At 35.7% G+C, this 22,477-nt stretch carries 21 protein-coding genes; 17 read left to right on the top strand and 4 right to left on the bottom strand.

The genetic code is table 11. The annotated features are described in order from the left end of the window. Positions 1-99 precede the first annotated feature (99 nt). The 3 genes from EGI24_RS01665 to EGI24_RS01655 all read left to right on the top strand — a co-directional run bounded on the left by EGI24_RS01665 (position 100) and on the right by EGI24_RS01655 (position 2,133). On the top strand, positions 100-1,236 hold the full coding sequence (locus EGI24_RS01665) for a two-component regulator propeller domain-containing protein (protein ID WP_255046480.1): 1,137 nt from the start codon (positions 100-102) through the stop codon (positions 1,234-1,236). Between the two features lie 238 nt (positions 1,237-1,474). Continuing rightward, complete coding sequence (locus EGI24_RS01660) at positions 1,475-1,735, top strand: hypothetical protein (RefSeq protein ID WP_255046479.1); 261 nt, start codon at positions 1,475-1,477, stop codon at positions 1,733-1,735. A 17-nt stretch (positions 1,736-1,752) separates the two neighbouring features. After that, the gene (locus EGI24_RS01655) at positions 1,753-2,133 is read left to right on the top strand and encodes a nuclear transport factor 2 family protein (RefSeq protein WP_255046478.1); all 381 of its coding nucleotides are present in this window, start codon (positions 1,753-1,755) and stop codon (positions 2,131-2,133) included. Between the two features lie 8 nt (positions 2,134-2,141). On the opposite strand, the gene EGI24_RS01650 is transcribed toward EGI24_RS01655, so the two are convergent. Next, the gene (locus tag EGI24_RS01650) at positions 2,142-2,357 is read right to left on the bottom strand and encodes a hypothetical protein (protein ID WP_255046476.1); all 216 of its coding nucleotides are present in this window, start codon (positions 2,355-2,357) and stop codon (positions 2,142-2,144) included. Between the two features lie 205 nt (positions 2,358-2,562). Beyond that, positions 2,563-3,027 carry a hypothetical protein gene (locus tag EGI24_RS01645; RefSeq protein WP_255046475.1) on the bottom strand — a complete coding sequence of 155 codons (465 nt, stop codon included), beginning with the start codon at positions 3,025-3,027 and terminating at the stop codon, positions 2,563-2,565. Between the two features lie 288 nt (positions 3,028-3,315). Here EGI24_RS01645 and EGI24_RS01640 point away from each other — a divergent pair, with 288 nt between their 5' ends. The 7 genes from EGI24_RS01640 (at position 3,316) to EGI24_RS01610 (ending at position 11,401) form a co-directional block, all read left to right on the top strand. Continuing rightward, the gene (locus tag EGI24_RS01640) at positions 3,316-4,692 is read left to right on the top strand and encodes a hypothetical protein (protein WP_255046474.1); all 1,377 of its coding nucleotides are present in this window, start codon (positions 3,316-3,318) and stop codon (positions 4,690-4,692) included. Positions 4,693-4,927: 235 nt separating this feature from the next. Then, positions 4,928-5,365, top strand: coding sequence for a nuclear transport factor 2 family protein (locus tag EGI24_RS01635; RefSeq protein WP_255046472.1), 438 nt, complete (start codon positions 4,928-4,930; stop codon positions 5,363-5,365). A 147-nt stretch (positions 5,366-5,512) separates the two neighbouring features. Continuing rightward, positions 5,513-6,106, top strand: a complete 594-nt coding sequence (locus EGI24_RS01630) for a 2OG-Fe(II) oxygenase (protein WP_255046471.1) — start codon at positions 5,513-5,515, stop codon at positions 6,104-6,106. A 401-nt stretch (positions 6,107-6,507) separates the two neighbouring features. Beyond that, entirely contained in the window at positions 6,508-7,944 is a 1,437-nt protein-coding gene (locus tag EGI24_RS01625; RefSeq protein WP_255046470.1) for an NADP-dependent isocitrate dehydrogenase, read from the top strand. Between the two features lie 266 nt (positions 7,945-8,210). Beyond that, positions 8,211-9,047 (top strand): DUF6671 family protein, encoded by an 837-nt coding sequence (locus tag EGI24_RS01620; RefSeq protein WP_255046468.1) that lies wholly within the window; start codon positions 8,211-8,213, stop codon positions 9,045-9,047. Between the two features lie 5 nt (positions 9,048-9,052). Then, on the top strand, positions 9,053-10,399 hold the full coding sequence (locus EGI24_RS01615; RefSeq protein WP_255046467.1) for a dihydroorotase: 1,347 nt from the start codon (positions 9,053-9,055) through the stop codon (positions 10,397-10,399). Positions 10,400-10,912: 513 nt separating this feature from the next. Further along, a complete protein-coding gene (locus EGI24_RS01610) occupies positions 10,913-11,401 on the top strand; it encodes a DinB family protein (RefSeq protein WP_255046465.1) in 489 nt (162 codons plus the stop codon). On the opposite strand, the gene EGI24_RS01605 is transcribed toward EGI24_RS01610, so the two are convergent. Together EGI24_RS01605 and EGI24_RS01600 are read right to left on the bottom strand one after the other, a co-directional pair. Then, on the bottom strand, positions 11,402-12,355 hold the full coding sequence (locus tag EGI24_RS01605) for an ion channel (RefSeq protein ID WP_255046463.1): 954 nt from the start codon (positions 12,353-12,355) through the stop codon (positions 11,402-11,404). An 87-nt stretch (positions 12,356-12,442) separates the two neighbouring features. Then, positions 12,443-13,909, bottom strand: a complete 1,467-nt coding sequence (locus tag EGI24_RS01600; RefSeq protein WP_255046462.1) for a LuxR C-terminal-related transcriptional regulator — start codon at positions 13,907-13,909, stop codon at positions 12,443-12,445. 124 nt (positions 13,910-14,033) lie between these two features. Here EGI24_RS01600 and EGI24_RS01595 point away from each other — a divergent pair, with 124 nt between their 5' ends. From EGI24_RS01595 to EGI24_RS01565, 7 genes are all read left to right on the top strand, one after another. Then, on the top strand, positions 14,034-14,285 hold the full coding sequence (locus EGI24_RS01595) for a hypothetical protein (RefSeq protein WP_255046460.1): 252 nt from the start codon (positions 14,034-14,036) through the stop codon (positions 14,283-14,285). Between the two features lie 11 nt (positions 14,286-14,296). Next, on the top strand, positions 14,297-15,823 hold the full coding sequence (locus tag EGI24_RS01590) for a hypothetical protein (RefSeq protein WP_255046458.1): 1,527 nt from the start codon (positions 14,297-14,299) through the stop codon (positions 15,821-15,823). A 4-nt stretch (positions 15,824-15,827) separates the two neighbouring features. Next, on the top strand, positions 15,828-16,865 hold the full coding sequence (locus EGI24_RS01585; RefSeq protein ID WP_255046456.1) for a hypothetical protein: 1,038 nt from the start codon (positions 15,828-15,830) through the stop codon (positions 16,863-16,865). A gap of 9 nt (positions 16,866-16,874) precedes the next feature. Next, on the top strand, positions 16,875-17,327 hold the full coding sequence (locus tag EGI24_RS01580; RefSeq protein ID WP_255046455.1) for a DUF3592 domain-containing protein: 453 nt from the start codon (positions 16,875-16,877) through the stop codon (positions 17,325-17,327). Continuing rightward, positions 17,324-17,743 carry a hypothetical protein gene (locus tag EGI24_RS01575; RefSeq protein ID WP_255046453.1) on the top strand — a complete coding sequence of 140 codons (420 nt, stop codon included), beginning with the start codon at positions 17,324-17,326 and terminating at the stop codon, positions 17,741-17,743. Before EGI24_RS01580 ends, EGI24_RS01575 begins: the two co-directional genes overlap by 4 nt. Positions 17,744-17,897: 154 nt before the next feature. After that, a complete protein-coding gene (locus EGI24_RS01570) occupies positions 17,898-19,640 on the top strand; it encodes a gliding motility-associated C-terminal domain-containing protein (RefSeq protein ID WP_255046452.1) in 1,743 nt (580 codons plus the stop codon). Positions 19,641-19,969: 329 nt separating this feature from the next. Next, a complete protein-coding gene (locus EGI24_RS01565) occupies positions 19,970-22,435 on the top strand; it encodes an outer membrane beta-barrel protein (protein ID WP_255046451.1) in 2,466 nt (821 codons plus the stop codon). The last annotated feature ends 42 nt before the right edge of the window (positions 22,436-22,477 follow it).

Raw genomic sequence — 22,477 nt, 5'->3', positions numbered from 1 at the left:
AAAAAGTTTCCACCTACGATTTACATTATTTTACATTTGTACTGCTTCATTATGAAAGACAGCGTTTACTTTTGATTATGCAAAAACGGATTTAAAAATATGAATTGGTCAGATATCAAAACCTCAAATTTTTTCCTGCTGGCATTCCTATTTTTTTGTACAGGCTGTAGAGGGCAGGCTTCAAAAAACCATAACCACGAAAATTCAGTAGAAAAAACCGTAAAATATCCTCAAATAGTTCGAACACTGGGAACAAACTTTCAGGTTGTTCATTGCGAAATGCTTGACTCCGATGGTAATGTATGGTTTAGTATTAAGGAAGATGGTGCTTATCGGTATGACGGGAAATCGTTTACCAATTTTACCACCAAAGATGGATTATCCAATAACAATGTAAGTGCTATAATTCAGGACAAATCAGGAAATTTTTTGTTTGGATCCGATAGTGGAATTTGTAAGTATGACGGAAAAAGTTTCACAAATATTCCAATAACTGACACACTGAATATTACGAGTCTTTTTGAAGACCGAAATGGAATCCTTTGGATAGGCGTGATGAATAAAGGAATTTATAGGTATGATGGAACCAATCTTACTAATGTTCTTTTTAAGTACAAGCACCCATTCTATGGGGATAGAGCCGAGAAATACATCAGTGATATTATTCAAGATAGAAACGGAAACATTTGGTTTAGTTCGTGGAATGGTGGCGGGGTGTGGAGATACGACGGGAAAGATTTTAAGCACTTTCTTCCATCCTTAGACTATTATAAAACCAACCAAGACAATAGAAAAATTGGCGGTACACAAAATGCATTAGATTTGAATTTGGGGCACAAGGTTTTTATTCAATCCCAAGATTATATTTCGGATGATATGATATCTTCCATGACAGAAGATCATTTAGGAAATATTTGGTTTGCAACAAGAAACCATGGAGCTTGCCGTTTTGACGGCAAAATATTTACAGAATTTGGAACAAAGCAAGGTCAATTAAGCGGGGGAGCATACGCTATATTGGAAGACAAAAAAGGCAACTTTTGGTTCACAACAGAAAAAGATGGTGTCTGGCGTTTTGATGGCAAAACATTGAAGAACTTTAATGAAAAGGACGGACTTGTAAATAATGCAGTAATGAATGTTATAGAAGACAATGAAGGCAACTTGTGGTTTGGAACCAAAGGCTCTGGACTGAGCCGTTATGACGGCAAAAACTTTGTGACCTTTTCCCAATAAATTTTTAAATTTGAAGGTACTTAGAACCAAACCTATAACCACCGACAAGTTATCATGCTTGTACGAAATCTACCTTTTGGGCTTAAGATTAACCATAAAATTAGCTTTAAAATTTAGGACGGGACAGGCAAAATAAAAGTAACCTACAAAGTCCTTTCGGAAACTCTTCTCAAACAAAAAAACTTTCAATTTTCCCAAATAATTCCTAAATTGGTTTCGAATAAATCACAGAGAAAACATGCAAGAAAAACAACTGAACGAACTGAGCGACGAGGAATTATTGAAAAAATGGAAAGACACCAAGACACCTTACCTATTTGTCATGGCTACCATGATAGTGTCCGTTATCTTTACTTTTATCAGGATGTTCATCAGTGACTTTGAGTTTTCTATGCTAGCTGTACCTGTTTTTGTCGGGATTATAGCCTTTTCTATCACCAATAACTATAAGGCTGTTGAGGCAGAAATGAAAGCAAGAAATTTAAACTTGAAGAAATAGTAAAATATTGAAGCTTTTTGGAATACTCAGAATTAGGAAAAACCTTGACTAAACAAGAAATAGCCCTCACCTTCTCCAATGGTGAATTCGAAAAAACTGTGGAATATATTGCTGATGAGACAGTTTGGGAAGTGGTGGAGGAAAATACTTTTGTGGGTAAAGATGCCATCACTGAAAACTGCAACCAGGTGGCGGCCTATTTTAAATCTGTTACCACCGACTTCAAGACCTTGAATATCATCGCTCAAGACCACAAAGTGGTTATCAACGGCACAGCAGAATTCAGCAGAAATGGTCAGCGTGTTTCGTTTGTTTCGGCTTGTGATTTGTATGAATTCAATGAAAACGGCCAAATTCAGCGAATTACTTCCTATTGTATTCAAGCACCGCAGGCTTAATACAATAATTACTGTACTCTACAGTATTTATTTTTGATTCTATCACCTGATTCTATCAGGATGAGGTTTTTTCTGTCCAACAGTTCAATTGTTTTGGTGTTTGCATCGGCACATTTTACAGTTTTACAGTCAGGGGCATTTACATATTCAAACGTGAGTTTTTGGTCATCCAGCTTGTTTTTACTCCTTGTATTACAGCAAGTTACCTCCATCCAGAGTCCCATTTTGGTGGACTCTGAACTAAACTTGAATGTCAAACGGACTAAGTACCTGCAACGTACAGAGTCCCTAACGGAGACTCTCCTGAAACGAAAAGCGGGTTGGAGTTATATAAATGTGAAACCAATAATTAAAAAAAACAAGCAGAACCTCTGAAAACCAAAATCAGTTTCAAAGAACCTATAGATTTAAATTTGTTTAGTCAATTCATTATTCAATTTTCTCAGCAAATACAATGTAGCCACTTGGATCGGTTATCATTAGCATATTACAAGGGTTTAAAGAAGTATTAAGTGTTTGAACCTCAATGGTACATGGATCAAAAAAGGAAGAAACGACTTTTCCATTTTGATTAGTTTGATAAGTCCTAAACTCGGCTGAGTATTGAGGATTATCGTTGTTAGTTCCAATCTTTTCAATATTTCTAATAGCAAAATCAGTTGTAGAGATAATTCCAGCTTTAATTGCTTGATCTGCATTAGAGCCAAGGCCTACTTTGTCATATTTACCACTTTTGCCATTTATATTAATGTGGTAGGGTCCTCGATTTCCAAAATCAAAGTAATACCATACACCCTCTGGTGTGCATGATTTTGAGTCGGCAACACCCTCAAACAAAGAGCCACAAGAAAATAAATAAAGTGTTGATATAAGAAGTAAAACTATTTTTTTCATTTACGCTTTTTTCGCAAAATTAAATTCCCGAAAGTATCGACACATTAAAAAACAATTAGAATAATTTAGATATTCTAACTGATGGGGTATACAAATCCATTTTACTGCGGCATTACCAAAAATAGGTTTTCTTTACCTCCAATTGCCTGTTTAACTGCAGTGAAAAGATACTTTCTAACCGAGATTTGGCTATTGCAACAATTTTGGGGGATTATGTTAAACAGATGCTCAACAAAATTTAAATGAGAAACCTATCAAGGCTCAAAAAAATCAACAAAATTTCTATCTTTGCCTAAACCTAAACTATCACTATTTAATGCTATGGAAAATAATCCCCACGAAAAAAGCAATTGGATTCAAGAACTGTCCAACCAAAGCTGGAATCTGGAATTGGTGGTTTCTGGGGCAGCCATTTTTTCTACTTCGTTTTTACCCGAACTCAGCGACCGTGCCATCGCCAGCTATTATGAAAACTATCAAATTAGCAGTGATTTATACAATCAAGTAATGCCTACACTTGCTTATAGTTTCGGAAAATCCTCTGCTTATTTATTGATATTTACATTTATAGTTCATTTTATTTTTCGTGCATTTTGGATAGCTTTAGTAGGTTTAAGGGCAGTTTTTCCAAACGGAATCAACTTCGACAACCTTCCTAACACCACCAAAGAAATGGCAGAAATGTATAAACAAAAATTTGGCACTTTAGATAGTTATATCGTACGTCTAGATAAACTTTGTAGTCAAATTTTCTCTATAGCTTTCGTTTTGGTATTATTCAGTATAATGATGGCCTTTCTATACCTTTTGGGATTTGTGGCTACCATTGGATTTAAAACCTATTTACCTACAATTTACGAAAAAACTAAGCCTATTTTTTTAGTCCTATTTGGGTTGATTTGGCTATTTTCTATGGCTATAATGGTTGCTGGATACAATGAAAAATATCGGGAGAAACCCATCGTCAAAAGACTATATAAAGGAGTCATTGAAAAGAGTACGTTCCTCTATATGGGTATGTATAAGCCGGTTCAATACATTAATTTTACGTTTGGCTCCAATATGCCTCACAAAAAATATTTCAAATCTGTGATAATCATTGGACTTATTTTCTTCACGATTTCTATGGGTATTTATGCCACCAAGTTGTTAGAACACGCTGGAATTCCGATGATGGAATCACGAAATTATTTTTCTTCAGGTTCGGTTGAATACAAAATAATTTCGGGTTATTATGATAGCCAAAGGGGTGAAATGGAGCAGATACCCGAGGCTAGTATTCAATCTGATGTAATCCAAGACCCTTTCCTAAAGCTTTTTATTAATTATTCTAAGTACTTAGATGAGGATTTATCAAAGATTTGTAAAGAGCCCATATTTGCTGACAGTTTAAGAAATTCCCAAAAAAGACCTCTTCGTGATAAAGCCAGAATTGCTTGTATGACGGAGTATTTTCAAATTGCTCTGAATGATTCTACAATATCTTCTACCGAGTTTTTTTTCGAAGAAACCGCTCAAGCAAAAGGCATAAAAAGCTACTTGAGTACGGAAAAATGTAAGATTGGAAGAAATACACTCTTTATCAAAACCCTACAAACCGATAGTCTACCAAAAAAAGTGTGGGGAGATTATGTCGCTATACCGTTTTGGTTTTCAAAGGATTAGAAAACAATCTACGATTCCTCAAATAACCTAATGGTGTTGCACAAATGAGATAACCTTTGGATAGTGCTAAGATTCACAAAGTGGTTCAATTAGACAATAATTTATTGCAAAAAAAAGGTCTACGAAATAATATTTAGCCACTAAATTGAATTCAATGGATTAATTTGATTCCAGAAAACGTCTTCCCTACATTTGATAAAAATACTTTATCACATCATTAATGAACTATTTTAAAATGAAAAAATACCTACTCTTACTATTGTTAACTGTCTTTTCTTTTAATTTATCGTTTGCTCAAAACATTTCAGAAAAAGAAATCCGAAGATTAGAATTAATTGAAAAAGAGGCAATGTTGAAGGGAGATACAACAGCTTTATATAAAATTTGGCATCCAAAATACGTTGTGAATAATCCTTATGGGGTTGTAGTAACGATACCTCAAATATCCTATCTTATAAAAACTGGAAAAATAGATTATTCAAGCTTTGATCGAGAAATTGAAAAAATCACTTTTATTGATAATGTTTGTATAGTGATGGGTAAGGAAACCACTACCCCCCAAAATGCAACTGAAAATGCAGGTAATATTGTTGTAAGAAGATATACACATACTTGGATGAAGAATAAAAACGTTTGGTCCTTAGTTGCAAGGCAAGCAAGTATTTTTAATTAAATCTCTTTTAAGTGTATTTACTTGAATTGAAGAATATTTTGGCTATAATTTATGGTTATTTTGAATAAAAGAGAGGAAATCTAAGACAATAAGCATTCCTTTGTACATGGCTATATTGCCGATATCGCTCTTTTAAGGTTTTATAGCATGCAAGAAGTTTTTGATGCCCTCATTGATGGTTATTTGTTAGACAAAGTGGGTATTTCCGAAAACTTTCTTGGCTTGGCTTTATCCCAAAACTTGAAAGAGAATCTTGTAAAACTTTTTGAAGAGAAAAAACTCATTTCTGCTAAAACTGGTAACGGAAACGAAACTAATCTGAATGCTTTGGTAAGGTCCGACAAGATTTTTTGGCTGGACAGAATTCATGAAAATCCAAACGAAAACGCTTTTTTCGATGTCATGGACGCCTTCGTTTTATTTCTTAACCAGACTTGCTACACGGGCATCACAAGCTATGAATTCCATTATGCTTTATATGAAAAAGGAAGTTTCTACAAAAAACATTTGGATCAATTCAAATCCAATGCCAGCCGACAATACACCATGATTTTCTATCTCAACAGCGACTGGAAACTCGACGATGGCGGTGAATTGTGTGTCTATTTACCAGACTTCTCGCTTAACATCTCCCCTACAAACGGCAAATGTGTGTTTTTCAAAAGCAGTGAAATCGAACACGAAGTTTTGATGAGCCATGCACAAAGAATGAGTATTACGGGTTGGTTTAGGGTGGATTGATTTGGTTTACAAGATTAAAAAAAAGTTAATACTCGCTAGGGTCTTTAAGTCTGATTTTTATACATCCAGCTGGCCAAGTTATAAATAGTTTCTCTTACTCATAATGCCAGACATTGGCATTGTTTTTTTCAAGAAGACAAATTTCATAGAATAAATGTCTGCTTTTCCATTGTGAAAATTTAAAAATCAATAACTGGAACCCATTTATATTAGCAAAAAATAGACCTAAAGGAATTTATTCATCAAGATTTGCTTCCCTATTCAATTTTTTGAAAATAAAAATCTAAGTAAATCAATCTAACTTATATCATAAAAATATTTTATAATCTTCATCATAAATATAAATAAAAATTTATAGATTATATGTGGCAATTTTGTGCTGTCAATCAAATGAACAAAAAATGTCAAGAATTACCATCGCAAAAGGCAACGGAATAGGCCCTGAAATAATGGACGCCACCTTAGAAATTCTAATTTCTGCTGGAGCTAAAATCGAGATAGAAGAGATAGAAGTTGGCGAAAAAGTGTATTTGGCCGGAAACGCTGCCGGTATTGCTCCGGAATCCTGGAAATCTATCACTACTAACAAAATATTTCTAAAAGCTCCTATCACCACTCCGCAAGGAGGTGGTTACAAAAGTTTAAATGTAAGCACAAGAAAATTCCTTGGCTTATATGCAAATGTAAGGCCATGCAAAAGCCTCGACCCCTTTGTGGACACCAAGCACCCTGTGATGGACCTTGTCATCATCAGAGAAAATGAGGAAGACCTGTATGCAGGCATTGAACATCAACAGACCGATGAAGTAGTACAGTGTTTGAAACTCATCAGTAGGCCGGGCTGTGAAAAAATCGTTAGATACGCGTTTGAATATGCCAAACAGCAAAACCGCAAGAAAGTAAGTTGTTTTACAAAAGACAATATTATGAAACAAACCGACGGCTTGTTTCATAAGGTGTTTGATGAAATAGCCAAAGAGTATCCTGAGATTCAAAATGAACACTGGATTGTAGACATAGGAGCCGCCAAAGTGGCTGAATCCCCCGAAATATTCGATGTAATAGTGATGCCCAACTTGTATGGTGACATTATTTCTGACATTGCCGCCGAAATAACGGGCTCAGTAGGACTCGCTGGGTCTTCAAATATTGGCGAAGAGTGTGCCATGTTTGAGGCTATACATGGTACTGCCCCAGATATAGCCGGAAAAGATATCGCCAACCCTTCGGGATTGTTGCAAGGTGCCATCATGATGCTCAACCATATTGGGCAAAGCAGCATAGCTGAGAAAATTCAAAACGCTTGGCTTTATACACTAGAACAAGGTATTCATACAGCGGATATTTACAAAGAAGGTACAAGCAGGTTAAAAGTAGGCACAAAAGAATTTGCGAAATCTGTCATAGAAAACCTTGGCAAAAAGCCTTCGATTTTAAATGCGGTTTCATACACTAATGACCTTGCAATAAACTTACCCAAATACCAACGAAAGGCTCCTCTTAGTAAAGAATTAGTTGGTGTAGATATATTTGTTCATTGGAACGGCACTGATCCTAATGAACTAGCAGAAAAGCTAAAAAGCATTGAAAGTACGCAAACAAAACTACAGATAATAACCAACAGAGGCATAAAAGTATGGCCAGATGGCTTTAAAGAAACCTTTTGTACTGACCACTGGAGGTGTAGGTTTATGCCAACAGAAAATACCCCAATAAACAAGAATGATATCATTCAAATATTAACAAGGGCCGATTTAGCAAACATAGATACCATCAAGACAGAAAACCTGTATGCTTTTGATGGAAAAATTGGATTTTCACTAGCCCAAGGACAATAATTAAATACAAAAAATGGAGATACGTGTAGTAAAAACGGTCATTGCTTCAGTCTTAATGGCCTCCTTTATAATTCTAACTTTTATGACCCAAGACCAAATATATAGCCACTTGTTTACGTCAATGGCAATTATTTTTGGTGTACTAGCCATTTCATCCAAAGGGAATTCAAAATGAGTAAATTGATAACCTTACTCAAAGAATTAACAATTTAACTGACTGGGACTATCAATATTGTTTATTTGATCCAGTTATTTTTACCTCTAAAATGTTTAAAGATAGAACTTTATTTATAGCCACTAAGCACCATAAAGAAAAGGTAATAGCACCGATATTAGAGAAGGAATTAGGTGTAAAGTGTGTGGTGCATGCTTCGTTTGATACCGATATATTCGGAACATTTAGCGGGGAAATTGAGAGAGAAGAAGACCCGCTAACAACAGCAAAGAAAAAGTGCATATACGCAATGGAAGCCTACAAGTGTGACCTTGCATTGGCGAGTGAAGGCTCGTTTGGTTCACATCCATCGGCTTTTTTTTTACCAGCCGATGATGAAATTCTGATTCTACTAGATAAGAAAAATGAACTAGAGATCAAAATAAGAGAAATTAGCACCGAAACCAATTTTGGAGGAAGGGAAGTCAGTACCGAAAATGAACTCTTAGAATTTGCTAATAGTATAGGATTTCCTTCTCATGGCTTGATTCTCAAAAAAGCCGAGAATGATTTAAACGAAATAAAAAAAGGTATCACTGATAGCCACTCTCTACTGGAAACCTTCAATCAATTTATTTCAAAATCAAAGTCGGTTTGGGTAGAAACCGACATGAGAGCCATGTACAATCCCAAAAGAATGAAAGTGATTGAAAAAGCAACTTTAAAACTTGTGGATAGGATAAAAACTCTATGTCCTGTATGTCAATCGCCAGGTTTTGGTATAAACGAAGTCAAAAAAGGACTGCCTTGTCAACTGTGTGGTTTGCCAACTAACACTACTTTGAGTTATGTTTATACTTGTCAAAAATGTGAGCATAGCCAAGAAGAATTATATCCAAACCAAAAAAAAAGCGAAGACCCAAAATTTTGCGATTATTGTAACCCTTAAAACCTATGAAAAAGAAAATAATAAAGAATGCAGAGGTTGTTAATGAAGGAACAATCAAAACTTGCGATGTATTAATAGTTGGTGAAAGACTAGAAAAAATTGCTATACAAATTTCTGATAATCAAGCTGAAATCATTGATGCGGAAGGTCTTTTTTTGCTCCCGGGCCTTATTGACGACCAAGTGCATTTTCGAGATCCTGGGCTAACACATAAGGCTACGATTTATTCCGAATCTCGGGCAGCAATGGCGGGCGGTATCACATCTTTTATGGATATGCCTAACACATTTCCGAATACCTTAACCCAACAATTGTTAGAAGAAAAATATGCTTTAGCATCCAAAAACTCTCTTGCTAATTATTCCTTTTTTATGGGAATAAATCAAGACAATTTAGAAGAGGCTTTAAAAACGGATAATGAAAATGTTTGTGGAATCACAGACGATGGCTTGTACTTTAGTAACGACAAAGGTATTTTAGCCAACTACCCAGACTATTTAGATTTACTTTTTTCCAAAACGGACACCTTGGTAGCCCTGCATAGTGAAGACGATAGCATAATAAGAAACAATACCCTTAAATATCGTGCAATTTATGGTGATAATATCCCTATGGATTTACATCCTAAAATAAGAAGCGAAGAAGCCTGTCTTACTGCTACTAAACGTGTTTTAGAATTAGCAAAAAAGCATAACAATCGCCTACATTTATTCCATATTTCCACAGCTTCAGAAGCCACATTGTTTGACAATAAAACCCCTTTAAGGGATAAACGCATTACCGCTGAGGCTTGCGTACATCATTTGTGGTTTACAGAAAAAGACTATGAATTGCTAGGAGCAAATATAAAATGGAACCCATCTATCAAGAGCCAAGGCGATAAAGATGGGCTCTTGAAGGCCTTGATTGAAAATCACATAGACATTATTGCAACCGACCACGCCCCTCATACCAAGGAAGAAAAAAGCGGGAATTACTTCAAGGCTATGTCTGGCGGACCTTTAGTACAGCATGCTTTACCTGCTTTGTTAGAGCTTTATCATCAAGAAAAAATCAGCTTAGAAAAAATTGTTGAAAAAACAAGTCATAATGTTGCCGAAATATATAGAATCAAGGATAGAGGATATATTCGAGAAGGCTATTATGCCGACTTGGTTTTAATAGATTTAAACAATAAGTGGCGTGTTAGTCCTCAGAACATATTGTACAAATGTGGTTGGTCGCCATTCGAAAATCAAACCTTTAAATCTAGAATATTAAAAACTTTTGTGAATGGCAATATGATTTTCGACAATGGCAATTTTAACGAAAACAAACATGGCATGAGGCTCAGATTTTCAAAAAATAGATGACATTAATAATTTATAGAAATTAGTTAATAGTTACAGAACACATTAGCGGTTTATTTAAAAAGTAACTTGGAAATCACCCAAATTCTTCAAAATTCATTTCCCTATATTTGTTATTCTCTATAGAATTCAAAGGAGGACAGAAGTTGTCACATGAAGCCTTCAGGAGCGAAATAGGATAGTCAAAGCTTTTTGGTATTTCCCTTTCTTCGATTATGCCACTTTACACCTTATTTCTTCTAAAAACAACTTGCAATTTATGATTCAGATGAGATAGCAGCGGCTTCTGAAAAGGTTAATGGAAGGCTGGTTATTGGTTAACTGATGCCCTTAGTAAGTTTAGGGATTCATTAATAAACACTGAGTGGAGACGAAGAGTCAGTTCTCCAAAGAACACTGAGCGATGTCGATTGTGGTTATACTTTATTTAAGCATAATTTTTCATTACTTATTTTTCTATTCAAGTTTTAGATATTATTCGAAATTTAAAATACATTTAAACCAAAATGAAACTATATGGAAAGCACTTTTGAAGCAGATCTTTGGAATCAGTTTGGAGCGAGCGTTGAGATGCTCGAAAATGCGATTTCAATTTGCCCTCATGAATTTTGGAATACCGAAGAAAGATTTTGGTATAGTGCTTTCCACTGTATTTTTTTCTTGGATTATTATCTGAGTTCTCGGCCCAAAGATTTTGTACCTCCTACACCGTTTAATTTTTCGGAGTTTGAAGACCGAATGCCAGAAAGAGTTTATACTAAACCAGAAATACTGGCATATCTAAGTCATTGCAAACAGAAAAGCCAAGATTTGTTTCAAGATATGAACCCCGAAAAACTCCAAAACAGATGGATAAATGAGTCTGGCAGCATGAATTACTCCATCTTCGAAATTCTGATTTATAACCTCAGACATGTGCAACATCACGCCGCACAACTCAATTTGCTACTCCGCCAAAACACCAACGATGCACCTGAATGGGTATTTAGAGTTGGAGAAAAGTAATCAAGCGTTTAGCTTTGCATCTATCGTATCTGAAAGTTTATTGAGGTCTAAAAGGTAATAATCCTCTTGAGGAACTGTCATGGGTAAGAATTTTTTGCCCACTTCTATTTCGTTGTACAAATAAGACCTACGACTATAAATTGGATCGGCAAAAGTATCGTTGGTAGCTTCAAATGCCAATAAAATCTCAGCGTCTGAGGCGGCTAAAGAGGCCAATGTTTCACCATAAAGCACACTTGCATCATTAATAGGATGTACCAAAGTCCATGACATAGCAAAAAACTTGACTTTACTTCTCTCTAGTGGCAAGTTATAATAGGCCCTTTTTACCAAACCATCTTTTAGTTCGTTTCTTGAAAAAGTCAAACTAACTTCTACATTGATCAGTTGGTTGCTTTTTTCGTTGGCGATTCTAATCATCAAACCATTAATATCCAGGTAGGGAGCTATCAAAGCTTTTTCAGAATAAAGGATTCTTGGAACCGGCCTTGAAAACCGTCCATAAAGCAAACCCGTCATAATTGAGAACGACAATAAACCAATAAATGCTTCCACCGACGCCGTGATATTGGTGATATAACCTACAGGACTTACTCTCCCATAACCCACGGTGGTAAGCGTTTGACTAGAAAAAAAGTACGCTTCCCAAAATTCTGACAAACCATGATTTTTGTCGATGCCCATCAAATTTTCAATACCAATTATGTAGTATATTATTCCAAAAGTAAGGTTTACGGTGAGATAAAATCCAAGTGAAAAGATCGCAAACTTGGCCCAGGACATGGTGATCAATTTATGATAAAGATTCACCCTAGCTTCAAAAGATTGCCCTATTTTCTTGACATTAAAATTGCCTTCGTTGTTGACCAATCTGGCAGAAGTGGAGGTGGCTATCGTACCAAAACCAGTATCTTCTCTTTGTTTCTCTTTTTCTACTAAGTCTATTTTTTTCATAAATACAAAAGGGAATTAGGCAAAGAATATTTTGAATTGATGCCTTTTTCAAACCAACAAACAAGAAGCAAATAAAGTTTGAAAACGCTACTGATGTTCTATGACCCAACGAATAGCCTCTGCTTTGGAGTTGATTTCTAGCTTATTATAGATATTTTTGAGGTGTGTACGCACCGTATGTGGGCTTATAAACATGGCATCCGAAATCTCTTGGTACGAAAAACCGTTGGCAAAAGCTTGAAGAATCTCGATTTCGCGTTTAGACAGATGTGAAACATTCAAAGGTTTTGTCTGCTGAATCGGTTCTTTCAAAACTTCAAATTGGACTTCGGTTTCTTGTTCTGTTATTGATTTATAGTTTTTAGAAAGCTCTAAAAACAAGCCTACAGTAATAAAAAGTACATTCCAGATAGAACTTAAAGAATACAAAAACGGCAAAGTTACCCAAAATTCGTGCATAAAAACTGCTGCAAATCTTGGTACAGCATAACTAAACCAACCCGGTAAAATGGCGATGAGCATCCAAGCAGAAAAAGGTTTTTCACGCCAAGTTTTTATAATCAAAGCCAGCATGAATATATTAAGAAACAAAGCTCCTAAACGAGTAAACAAACCAATACCTAAAATCTGATTATGAGTAAGATATACTTCCCAAAGTGGTAAAAAAAACATCAAAAAACCTTGTATTAAACACAATGAAATGAGGACATTGTAGGTCACTGTCCAAACAGGTTTATTCAAAAAATAAAGTCTATAGATAGACCAAACAAAATAAAAATTGAAAAACTGAAAACTGTAGTAAATAAGATATTGAAAGTTGAAGTATGAGTTTTCGAAAAAGAATGCGGAATATTCCTGTGCGAAAAGATAGCCCTCTAGGTATAAATACAAAAATACAAACGAAATATTGGACAAAGAAAAAACGAGAAATATTCGGACTTTGAAAAAAGCAAAAATCAATATATTAAGAATTATCAAAATAGCCATAAAACCTAACATAAGGCCATTATAAAGGTTCTCGGACTCGCGAAACTCATCCAAACCATTTTGATCTAGAAACCTAATGGGAAATTTTACAGGGTTAAACTTTGAGATGCCAGACACATAAATTTGATAGACACTATCCTTTCCTAAAACTAAAGGAACTGTTAAAAGCCTAAAAGAATGGGGTCTGAAAATTGTGCCTTTACTGATGTTTTCAAGGCTTGAAATCAATTGTCCATTTTTATAAAAATAGAAATCGATTTCATCAAAAACAGGATTGTGGATTTGCAGAAAAACCCGTTGGTTTTTATCTGATTTTACACTTAATTTTATCCAACCCCTAAACTTTCCCCAACCCAAGTCTGGAATCACTTTTTCAGAAATTGGAAGATTAGAGAGTCTGTCTATTTGAGCAGAATTTAGTTTGAAAGTAGTATCTACCCAATAAGCTATCTCGCCAGTGTATTTCAATTTGCCGCTAAAATCCTGTAATTCGAATACCTTTTGTGCATCAGTAATTGACGACAAAAAAAGCAAGCAAACCATCAAAATATAGCTTAAAAACTTCATCTAGGGCTAATATTGAGACTTTTTGGGCAAAAATACCTCATTTGAGGTATTGACAAAAGAGCTTTTTGAAGGTTCTTTTGCTTCACAATTTAATCGAAATTTTTCAGATTCAAATCATCAGCTCATGCAATTCATCGAAGATTTTATAAAACGGCAAGGCGTGGAGTTGGTGGGCGAAGATTTTGAAATAAAGGTTTTTTTGGAGGAATATGGATGGTATCTAAAACTCAAAAACATAAAAGAACCAGGTAGTTTGGAGGCTAAATTTATAACTGCCCTTTTCTTTTCCAATCATCTCGATAAAATTAAAAAACCACCACATTGGAAGCTGAGATTTTGGGCTTTTATGGGCAAATTTTTAGGATACAGAATTTAAATTTAATAAGCATGAAAAAAATATTTTTCCCATTTATTTTTCTAACGTTTCAGTACTCCGTTTTTGCTCAGGTTCGGAAAGTCGATAACAACCTAACTAGTATCACATTAACACCACAAGGAATAGATGTAAAAAAAGGCAACCTCGACATTGCTGATGACAACATCTCAATTGGTACTGATGCACTGAAATCGAACCAACCGAGTAATTTAGTTGGAACAGGGAACTTGGCCATTGGTTTTGAGGCTCTAAAAAATAATACAGTAAACGCTCCAGCAAACTCTGTGTCAGGAATGAATAACGTGGCTTTGGGTTATAGAAGTTTGCATTTAAACCATAGAGGCAACTGGAACACCGCTGTGGGTAACCAAACTTTGGTTTTAGGTACCAATTCAAATTCCAATACGACTGTCGGTTATGGTGCAGGATTTGAATTATTGGGGAACGAAAATGTGGCTATAGGTAGCAATGCTTTAACTCTTGGCTATTATGGAAACAAAAACACTGTAGTTGGCACCCAAGCTGGAATGCATCCAGGGTTAATTGCAAATACTAATGACTCAGCTAACGTATTTATTGGATATAAAGCAGGCTCCGTTTCAGGCCCTAAAATCAATAAACTTTACATTTCAAATACTGACACAGAAAACCCGCTCATTTGGGGAGATTTTTATGCTGCTAAACTCGGATTTCATGGAAAAGTGGGCATTGGGACAAAGAACCCATTAACCAATTTACACATATATCAAACAGCTGGACATTCCCAAATATTACTAAACAACAGCAACATAGGAACCACTTTGACTGACGGACTTTCATTAATTTCAGATACCAATGGAGAAGCTCACATTCTAAACAAAGAAAATAAACCGCTGAATTTTGGAGCGAATAATTTTGGTAGTTATATGACGGTTTATCCGGCTGGCGAAGTTGGCATAGGTTTGTTGGGATTTTTACCAAGTGCCAACTTGCATTTACATGAAACAGCGGCTGGGCAAGCTACAAAATTCAAAATCAGTAATGCTTTTTCAAGCCTATATGGAAATGATGGATTTATGTTTGAGTATAGTACGCAAGGCGAAATGCTGATGAACAATCTGGAGACACAAAATATTATTCTAAATTCAAACCCATACAACAGCACACCAGAGTTGTTTGTCAGTGGTAGTTCGAGGGTAGGCATAGGCACCAGTAACCCCACTACAAAATTCGAGGTAAACGGCTTTACAAAACTCGGTTCAGATGCTCCTGCCATAAAAATAAAAAAACTAACTATACAAACGGCAAGCAGCGATGTCGAACCAAATAATATTACTTATGTACCACATGGTCTCAATGGTGCCAAAATATTGGGGGTTCAGGTACTGGTTGAATATGCCCCAAATCAATATGTTCCACATGCATTTACAAATAATCCAAGCTATGAATTTCATTTTTTGGTAAACAACACTAACGACATTGAACTCAAAGTCAAGCCAGGAAATTCGTCAAGTATATTAAACAAAACTGCTAAAATTCTTATCACTTATGAAGAGTAATATCATGAAAACAATCATCTTTCTATTATTTACAATGGTCAGTTTTGCTCAAATTGGCTCTAAAATACCCAGCACAAAACCAGGACTCATTGGCACTTGGGTAAACAAAGACTTTGGTTATGACATGAAACTGCAACTCAATGACAGTGGAAAAGGTGCTTTTGAAGATGAAAACATTAGCTATACCATCATAGGCAATAAATTGAGTATCAAATTTGAAGAAGAAACCATAGCTTACAGTTACAAATTATCTGGAAACATCCTCACACTTTCGGGTGGAGATTTAGACGCCACTATAAATTTTTCGAAACAAGGCAGCTCTTATTCAAATTCAAAAGCCTTGAATTCAACCTCGATTTCAGAAAAAGCCCCGACAGCTGAAAAAGGAAACAAAACTGAAAAACTGATAGGAAAATGGACTACCGAAGGTGCCGACATAGAATTTAAAGCCAATGGAAAAGGAATTTATAACGGAAATCCATTTACGTACACCGTAAACGGAAATACACTTGTAAGTACCGATAACACCGGTTCAAACGCATTTTTCTTTATGTTTTTGGGAGAATCTCTCTCTTTGAGCGGAGCAGGAATAAACGTAGTGTTGACCAAAGGGCACAAAGGTTACAAGACCGAAACCGCAAACAATACAACATCCAATAACAATGGCAGTAATAATTCTGCTACTGGTGGAATTGACCAAAGTATTGTGGGAAAATGGTGTTGGATAAAAGCTTCGGGCAATACGCAAGCGAGCAGTTCGAGTAGCAAATGTATTAACATAAACAGCAATGGCACCTATACTTACTCTGCAGAAGGCTCTATAAGTGGCTATGGAGGTGGATATTACGGAGGATCGAGTAGCCAAAGTGCCGATAATGGTACATGGAAAGTAGTGGGAAATAAAATTCATGTCAATTCAAGATCTCAGGGATTCCAGATTTTATCTTTCGAAAAACGAAATCATCCAAAAAACGGTGACCCGATGATCGTAATTGATGGCGATACTTATGTAACTTACACCCAAAGGCCTTCTTGGCGATAATATAACACCATGGACAAAGAAGAATTAAAAGCAAGACTCAGAAAAGATCTTTACAGAAAGCCCAGATTCTGGGACAAGAATTTCCCGAAAGTTTTTACTTGGATTGGAACCCTATTAATAGCAATTGGACTTGGTATTGGTGGGTTTAACTACTATTTTATTCAAAATGCCACAAAAACCAAAGGGGTAGTTATAAGACTAGATGGCGGTGCCTACAGACAAGGCTATGCACCGGTAGTCGAGTTTTTGGATAAAAACCAAAAAACTCACCTACACTATCACATGGTTTTTAGCAGACCGCCTCAATATAAAGTGGGAGAATATGTGGACATTTATTACAACACTGATGATCCTGAGAATGCCAGCATGGGATATTCGTGGTTCCCAATTCTAATTTTAGCTGGTATTGGTTTAGTATTTCTATTTTTTGGTATAATATTTCAAAAAGCATTTAAACTATGAAAACACTCATTATTAAAACTTTAATTTCCGGATTACTGATGTTCAGTTTCCCATCTTTTGGCCAAATCACGCCAAAAAGCACTGCAGAAAAATTCTTTAAAGAATACCAATCGCTGGGTGTAGCTAAATCCATAGACAACCTCTATGCCTCCAACAGATGGATGGAGTTTTCCGCAGATGCTATATCTGGGCTGAAAACTCAGTTAGATGGCTTGACCCTCGACTTTGTAGGAAAATTTTACGGTTACGAACTAGTAAAGGAGAAAAAAATTGGGGAAAATTACCTTTTTCTTACTTATATAGGCAGGTACGACCGTCAACCTATCCGCTTCGATTTTGAATTTTACAAACCCAACAACAGTTGGCAAATTCATAGTTTCTCATTTGACGATAAGTTTGGGGAGGATTTGAAATAGAGCCTTTCATATTCAAATTACTTAAACCGAAGTCTAAAAAAGGAATTCGGTGGCTATCCGTATTATAAATTTATATCCTTCTATTTTTAAAGCAACGAAATAATACTTATATTCGTAATTGCTTGTATACTACTTAATTACCTAACCTGAAACCATGAACACATTTCTGAAAATGTGTGGCACTTTGTGTCTAATATTACCTTACCTAGTTGGATATGGTCAGGTGGATAATACCAATAATTTAGGTTTTGAAAAAGGTACATTTGAAGGTTGGACGCTTAGCTATGGAAATGTAAAATTGATCAACAACCGAATTGAATATCAAAATAGCCAAAACGGAACGATTCAAGACCGTCATTTGATTGTTTCCAAATCTCAAGGTAACGACCCAAAAATCAATATGGAAGCCATTCCGATGGTGAGTAAGGAGGGAAATTACGCCATGAGAATAGGAAAAACAGTAAATGGAAATACCTGGGAAAGAGCCTCAACAACATTCAAAATCACGGCAGATCATACTTTATTTCAATACCATTTTGCGGTTTTGCTTCAGGAGGATGTTAATCGCCACAGTCAACCTCAGAAGCCAGGTTTTTCATTAAAAATTACAGACTTGGCAGGTACACAAATTACCTGTGGTGACTTTGATGTACAACTTGAAGGCAATCTTTTGGCAGGGTTTAAAGTCCAAGGCGACATAGAATACAAAAATTGGACAACCGGTGCAATAGATTTGAGACAACACGTTGGAAAAACCCTAAAAGTAGAAGTAACCGCCCATGGCTGCACTGGTCAAGGCCATTTTGGATATGCCTATTTCGATGCCGAACTTTTAAAATCAGAAATAAAGCAAGCCTCTGTATGCCCCGATATCAATGGGAAAATGACACTTTTAGCACCTGATGGCTTTGAAAAATACCAATGGAGTAATGGAAGCCAAAACAAAGCACTTTCGGCACAAGCAGTTCTGGGTGAGCCTTTTAAGGTTACTATAACGCCTTTTTCAAGTTTAGATGCTGCTTGTAATTTCTCGCTTTATTATACCGTACCGTTTAAAACTACAAATACCAACCTGAAAGAGGCAATTTGTGATGGAGAAAATTTCAAAATAGACGACGAAGTATATAAAACTACAGGAAACTATACCAAAATAATATCAAGAGGAGGAATTTGTGATAGCACCGTAAATCTCGACCTTTTGGTAAATACCGTACCAAAAATAAACGCCATTTTTAACAAATGTGAGGGTGAAAGTGTGACCATCCGAGACAGTATAATTAAAACCAGCGGAAACTATCGTATCAGAATTCAGCGAGCAGGTAAATGCGATTCTATTGTGAATGCGAATGTAAATTTCGAAAAATTAGAGATAAAAGCAACTGAAAACCAAAGTATTACAATAGGCGACCCCATTATGCTAGTTGGTGAAACAATAACGGGTGTTGAAGGCTCTACCAGGTGGCTAAGTGCTACGCAAGAACTGTGCAACGCTTGTCATAATATAACTTTAGAGCCGATTTTTGACCAAAACTTCTATTTTGAGACAGTCAGTCAAACAGGACTTTGCAAACGCACAGATACGACTTCTATCAAAGTTGTTCCCTGCACAGTCCATTTTCCTGATTCATTTTCACCAAATTCAGACCCATTAAATGCTAAATTCTTTGGTTTGGGGAGTAAATGTGTCGCTAAAATCCTCAGCCTTATTGTGTTTGACCGTTGGGGAGAACAGGTTTTTATTACAGAGAATATTCCTGTTTCAGATGAAAACTTTGGATGGGATGGTAAAAAAGACGGCAGAGAATTGGCAGCAGGACTTTATTCCTTCGTGGCCAAAGCCCAACTGTTGGATGGTTCAATAGAACAATTTAAAGGACCGATTAATCTTCTTCGGTAAAAGAATCAAAAATTACAAATAGTCTTTTTAGAACTATTTAAAGGCCCCCATTAAAGTTAAATTAGATAAAGAATAAACCTCTTGGTCATTGTTTGAGGAAAATTTCTCATACCTCCAAAAAAATCAAATCTATTAGTATTCGAAGTAGGTAACTTCCAAAAGAATTTAAGTCCCCATGCAACTTCTCCCCTATTTACTGCATCCATATAGCAAAAACCGCTCATACAAGAAAAAAAACCACTTGTGTATAAACCACTACTTTGCATAACATATTACTATTAAGTTTGCATTGAAAAAAGAAGCTATTACAAAAGACAAGAACTAAAAAAATGAAAAAGCTATTACAATTAACTTTTGCCTTATTGGCAACTATGAATTCTTTTGCCCAAAATTCTGGGTCAGTCAGTGGTGTTGTTTTGGATGAAAAATCTGAGATTCTCCCTTTTACCAATGTATTACTACTAAAAGCTAAAGACAGCACGCTAGCAAAAGCAGTAACATCAGACATTGATGGCAAATTTCTCATCGAAAATGCAAGTTTCAATAACTATTTATTGAAAATTTCGATGGTGGGTTACGGTGAAATTTACACACCAAAGTTTATTTTGAACGAAGCAAATCCAAGTTTTAAGTTTGAACCTATAAAGTTGACACTTCAAACCCAATTACTTAAAGAAGTGAGCGTTACGGCCAAAAAGCCATTTATTGAACAACAGATCGACAAAACCGTTGTCAATGTGGAAAATAGCATTGTAGCCTCAGGAAATACACTTCTTGAAATTCTAGAAAAATCTCCTGGCGTGGTGGTGGATAGACAAAATAACGCATTGAAACTAAAAAACAAAGATGGTGTTCTAGTAATGATTGACGGTCGTAGGAATTTTTTATCAAGCGAAGCTTTGATTCAGTTCTTGTCTAATCTAAACAGTGAGCAAGTGGCTTCTATTGAAATCATTACAAATCCGTCGTCAAAGTATGACGCACAAGGCAATTCTGGAATTATCAACATAAAACTTAAGAAAAATCTTTCTTTTGGAACAAATGGAACATTAACCGTGTCTGCTGGAAATACATTTTTGCCAAATGCTCCAAATGATTTGTATAGGTTATCTACCAATTTAAGTCTTAACCACCGCAACAAAAAGTGGAATTTATATGGAAACATAAATCCAGGAAAAAACACTTGGTATAATGATAATACTTTGATAAGGTCAACAAATTATGAAGGATTGAGAAGCGAATTCAACCAAAGTTCGAAAAGAAACGGAAGTGGAATTTTTACAAATGGAAAAATTGGTGCAGATTATTTCCTCAGCAGCAAAACTACCCTAGGAGCCATGCTAGATGCAAATAATTGGGAAGGAAGTGGTATTAATTCGGGCCTTACCAATATTGTAGAAATAAAAAATGATGTTAGAACAGCGAGTAGCTTGATTCCGAGTTCTAAAAATGACAATGCGAATTTCAATATCACGGCCAACATGAACCTCAAACACAATTTTAACGACAAAGGTAAAGAGCTGACAGTTGATTTGGACTACAGTGGCTTCAACAATACCTCACTTTCTGATTTTGAAAACAAGTTTTTTGATGCCAACAATAAACTAACTGAAAATCAAATTCAACGAAACCCAACTTCCACAATTATAGACATTTATGCGGCCAAATTTGATTTTTCATTACCTACCAAAAACAAAGCAAAGGTTGATTTTGGAGCTAAATCGAGTTATGTAAAAACAGACAATGACTTTGTTTTTGAACAATTGTTTGACAACAAATGGGTAAATGACGAAGGAAAAACCAACCATTTTGTGTATAAAGAATTTGTAAATGCCGCATATGTAAACTATGGAAAACAATGGAAAAAAGTTGGAATTCAATCGGGCTTAAGAGCAGAATATACCATCTCTGAGGGCAATTCTTTAACGCTCAACAAAGTGGTTCCAAAGGAATATCTAAGCCTTTTCCCTACTTTGTTTATCAACCACAATATAAGCGAAAAGCACGCTACAAGATATACTTATAGCCGTAGGATTGGCAGACCTAACTATCAGCAGCTTAACCCTTTCTTGTTTTTCTTAGACCCTTATACTTTCCAAAAAGGTAATGAGTTCTTGAATCCGCAATTTACAGACAACGCAGAATTTACTTACTCCTACAAAGGTGCTTCTTCGATAGGATTTGGTTATTCGTTTACAAAAGACAATATGTTTGATATCATAGAACAGGAAGACGACACTAGGAAGACCTTCCAAACAACGACAAACTTAGAAAAAGTAGAGAATTTCTCAGTAAATATTTCATTCCCGGTGACGGTAAGAAAATGGTGGACCATGAACAACAACATCAGTGGATATTATAACAGATTCAGAGATAGTGAAGTATCGGGCGGCGTTTTAGATATTGGCCAGTTTGCTTATAACTTTTATACTGGCAACACTTTCTCATTCAAAAAAGGCTGGTCAGCAGAAGCCAACATGTGGTATAACTCACCAAATGTTTTCGGAATCATAAAAGCCGTAAAACCTCAATATGCAGTAAATGCTGGTGTACAAAAAGTACTTAACAAAAAAGCGAGATTAAAATTGAATGTTAATGACATGTTCTTGACTTCGTTTTTCAATGGAAAAATTGACTACCAAAACATTGACTTGGCAGTAACCAACCGTTGGTCGAGTCGTAGAGCAACACTGAGCTTCACGTATAACTTCGGAAATCAAAACGTGAAAAGTGCGAGAAGAAGAAGCACGGCAACAGACGATTTAAAAAGTAGAGCTGGCGGCGGACAAGGGTAATGAAAAAAATTGCCCCTTATCCAAATGAGGAGTATTAAGTAG

The organism is Lacihabitans sp. CS3-21, from assembly GCF_024343675.1.
Lineage (GTDB): Bacteria > Bacteroidota > Bacteroidia > Cytophagales > Spirosomataceae > Leadbetterella.
This window is presented reverse-complemented; position numbering and strand designations above follow the sequence as displayed.

Coding starts and splice junctions, on each gene's coding strand:
- EGI24_RS01665 (WP_255046480.1), top strand. CDS start 100: ATGAATTGGTCAGATATCAAAACCTCAAATTTTTTCCTGCTGGCATTC.
- EGI24_RS01660 (WP_255046479.1), top strand. CDS start 1,475: ATGCAAGAAAAACAACTGAACGAACTGAGCGACGAGGAATTATTGAAA.
- EGI24_RS01650 (WP_255046476.1), bottom strand. CDS start 2,357: ATGGGACTCTGGATGGAGGTAACTTGCTGTAATACAAGGAGTAAAAAC.
- EGI24_RS01645 (WP_255046475.1), bottom strand. CDS start 3,027: ATGAAAAAAATAGTTTTACTTCTTATATCAACACTTTATTTATTTTCT.
- EGI24_RS01635 (WP_255046472.1), top strand. CDS start 4,928: ATGAAAAAATACCTACTCTTACTATTGTTAACTGTCTTTTCTTTTAAT.
- EGI24_RS01630 (WP_255046471.1), top strand. CDS start 5,513: ATGCAAGAAGTTTTTGATGCCCTCATTGATGGTTATTTGTTAGACAAA.
- EGI24_RS01625 (WP_255046470.1), top strand. CDS start 6,508: ATGTCAAGAATTACCATCGCAAAAGGCAACGGAATAGGCCCTGAAATA.
- EGI24_RS01620 (WP_255046468.1), top strand. CDS start 8,211: ATGTTTAAAGATAGAACTTTATTTATAGCCACTAAGCACCATAAAGAA.
- EGI24_RS01615 (WP_255046467.1), top strand. CDS start 9,053: ATGAAAAAGAAAATAATAAAGAATGCAGAGGTTGTTAATGAAGGAACA.
- EGI24_RS01610 (WP_255046465.1), top strand. CDS start 10,913: ATGGAAAGCACTTTTGAAGCAGATCTTTGGAATCAGTTTGGAGCGAGC.
- EGI24_RS01605 (WP_255046463.1), bottom strand. CDS start 12,355: ATGAAAAAAATAGACTTAGTAGAAAAAGAGAAACAAAGAGAAGATACT.
- EGI24_RS01600 (WP_255046462.1), bottom strand. CDS start 13,909: ATGAAGTTTTTAAGCTATATTTTGATGGTTTGCTTGCTTTTTTTGTCG.
- EGI24_RS01595 (WP_255046460.1), top strand. CDS start 14,034: ATGCAATTCATCGAAGATTTTATAAAACGGCAAGGCGTGGAGTTGGTG.
- EGI24_RS01590 (WP_255046458.1), top strand. CDS start 14,297: ATGAAAAAAATATTTTTCCCATTTATTTTTCTAACGTTTCAGTACTCC.
- EGI24_RS01585 (WP_255046456.1), top strand. CDS start 15,828: ATGAAAACAATCATCTTTCTATTATTTACAATGGTCAGTTTTGCTCAA.
- EGI24_RS01580 (WP_255046455.1), top strand. CDS start 16,875: ATGGACAAAGAAGAATTAAAAGCAAGACTCAGAAAAGATCTTTACAGA.
- EGI24_RS01575 (WP_255046453.1), top strand. CDS start 17,324: ATGAAAACACTCATTATTAAAACTTTAATTTCCGGATTACTGATGTTC.
- EGI24_RS01570 (WP_255046452.1), top strand. CDS start 17,898: ATGAACACATTTCTGAAAATGTGTGGCACTTTGTGTCTAATATTACCT.
- EGI24_RS01565 (WP_255046451.1), top strand. CDS start 19,970: ATGAAAAAGCTATTACAATTAACTTTTGCCTTATTGGCAACTATGAAT.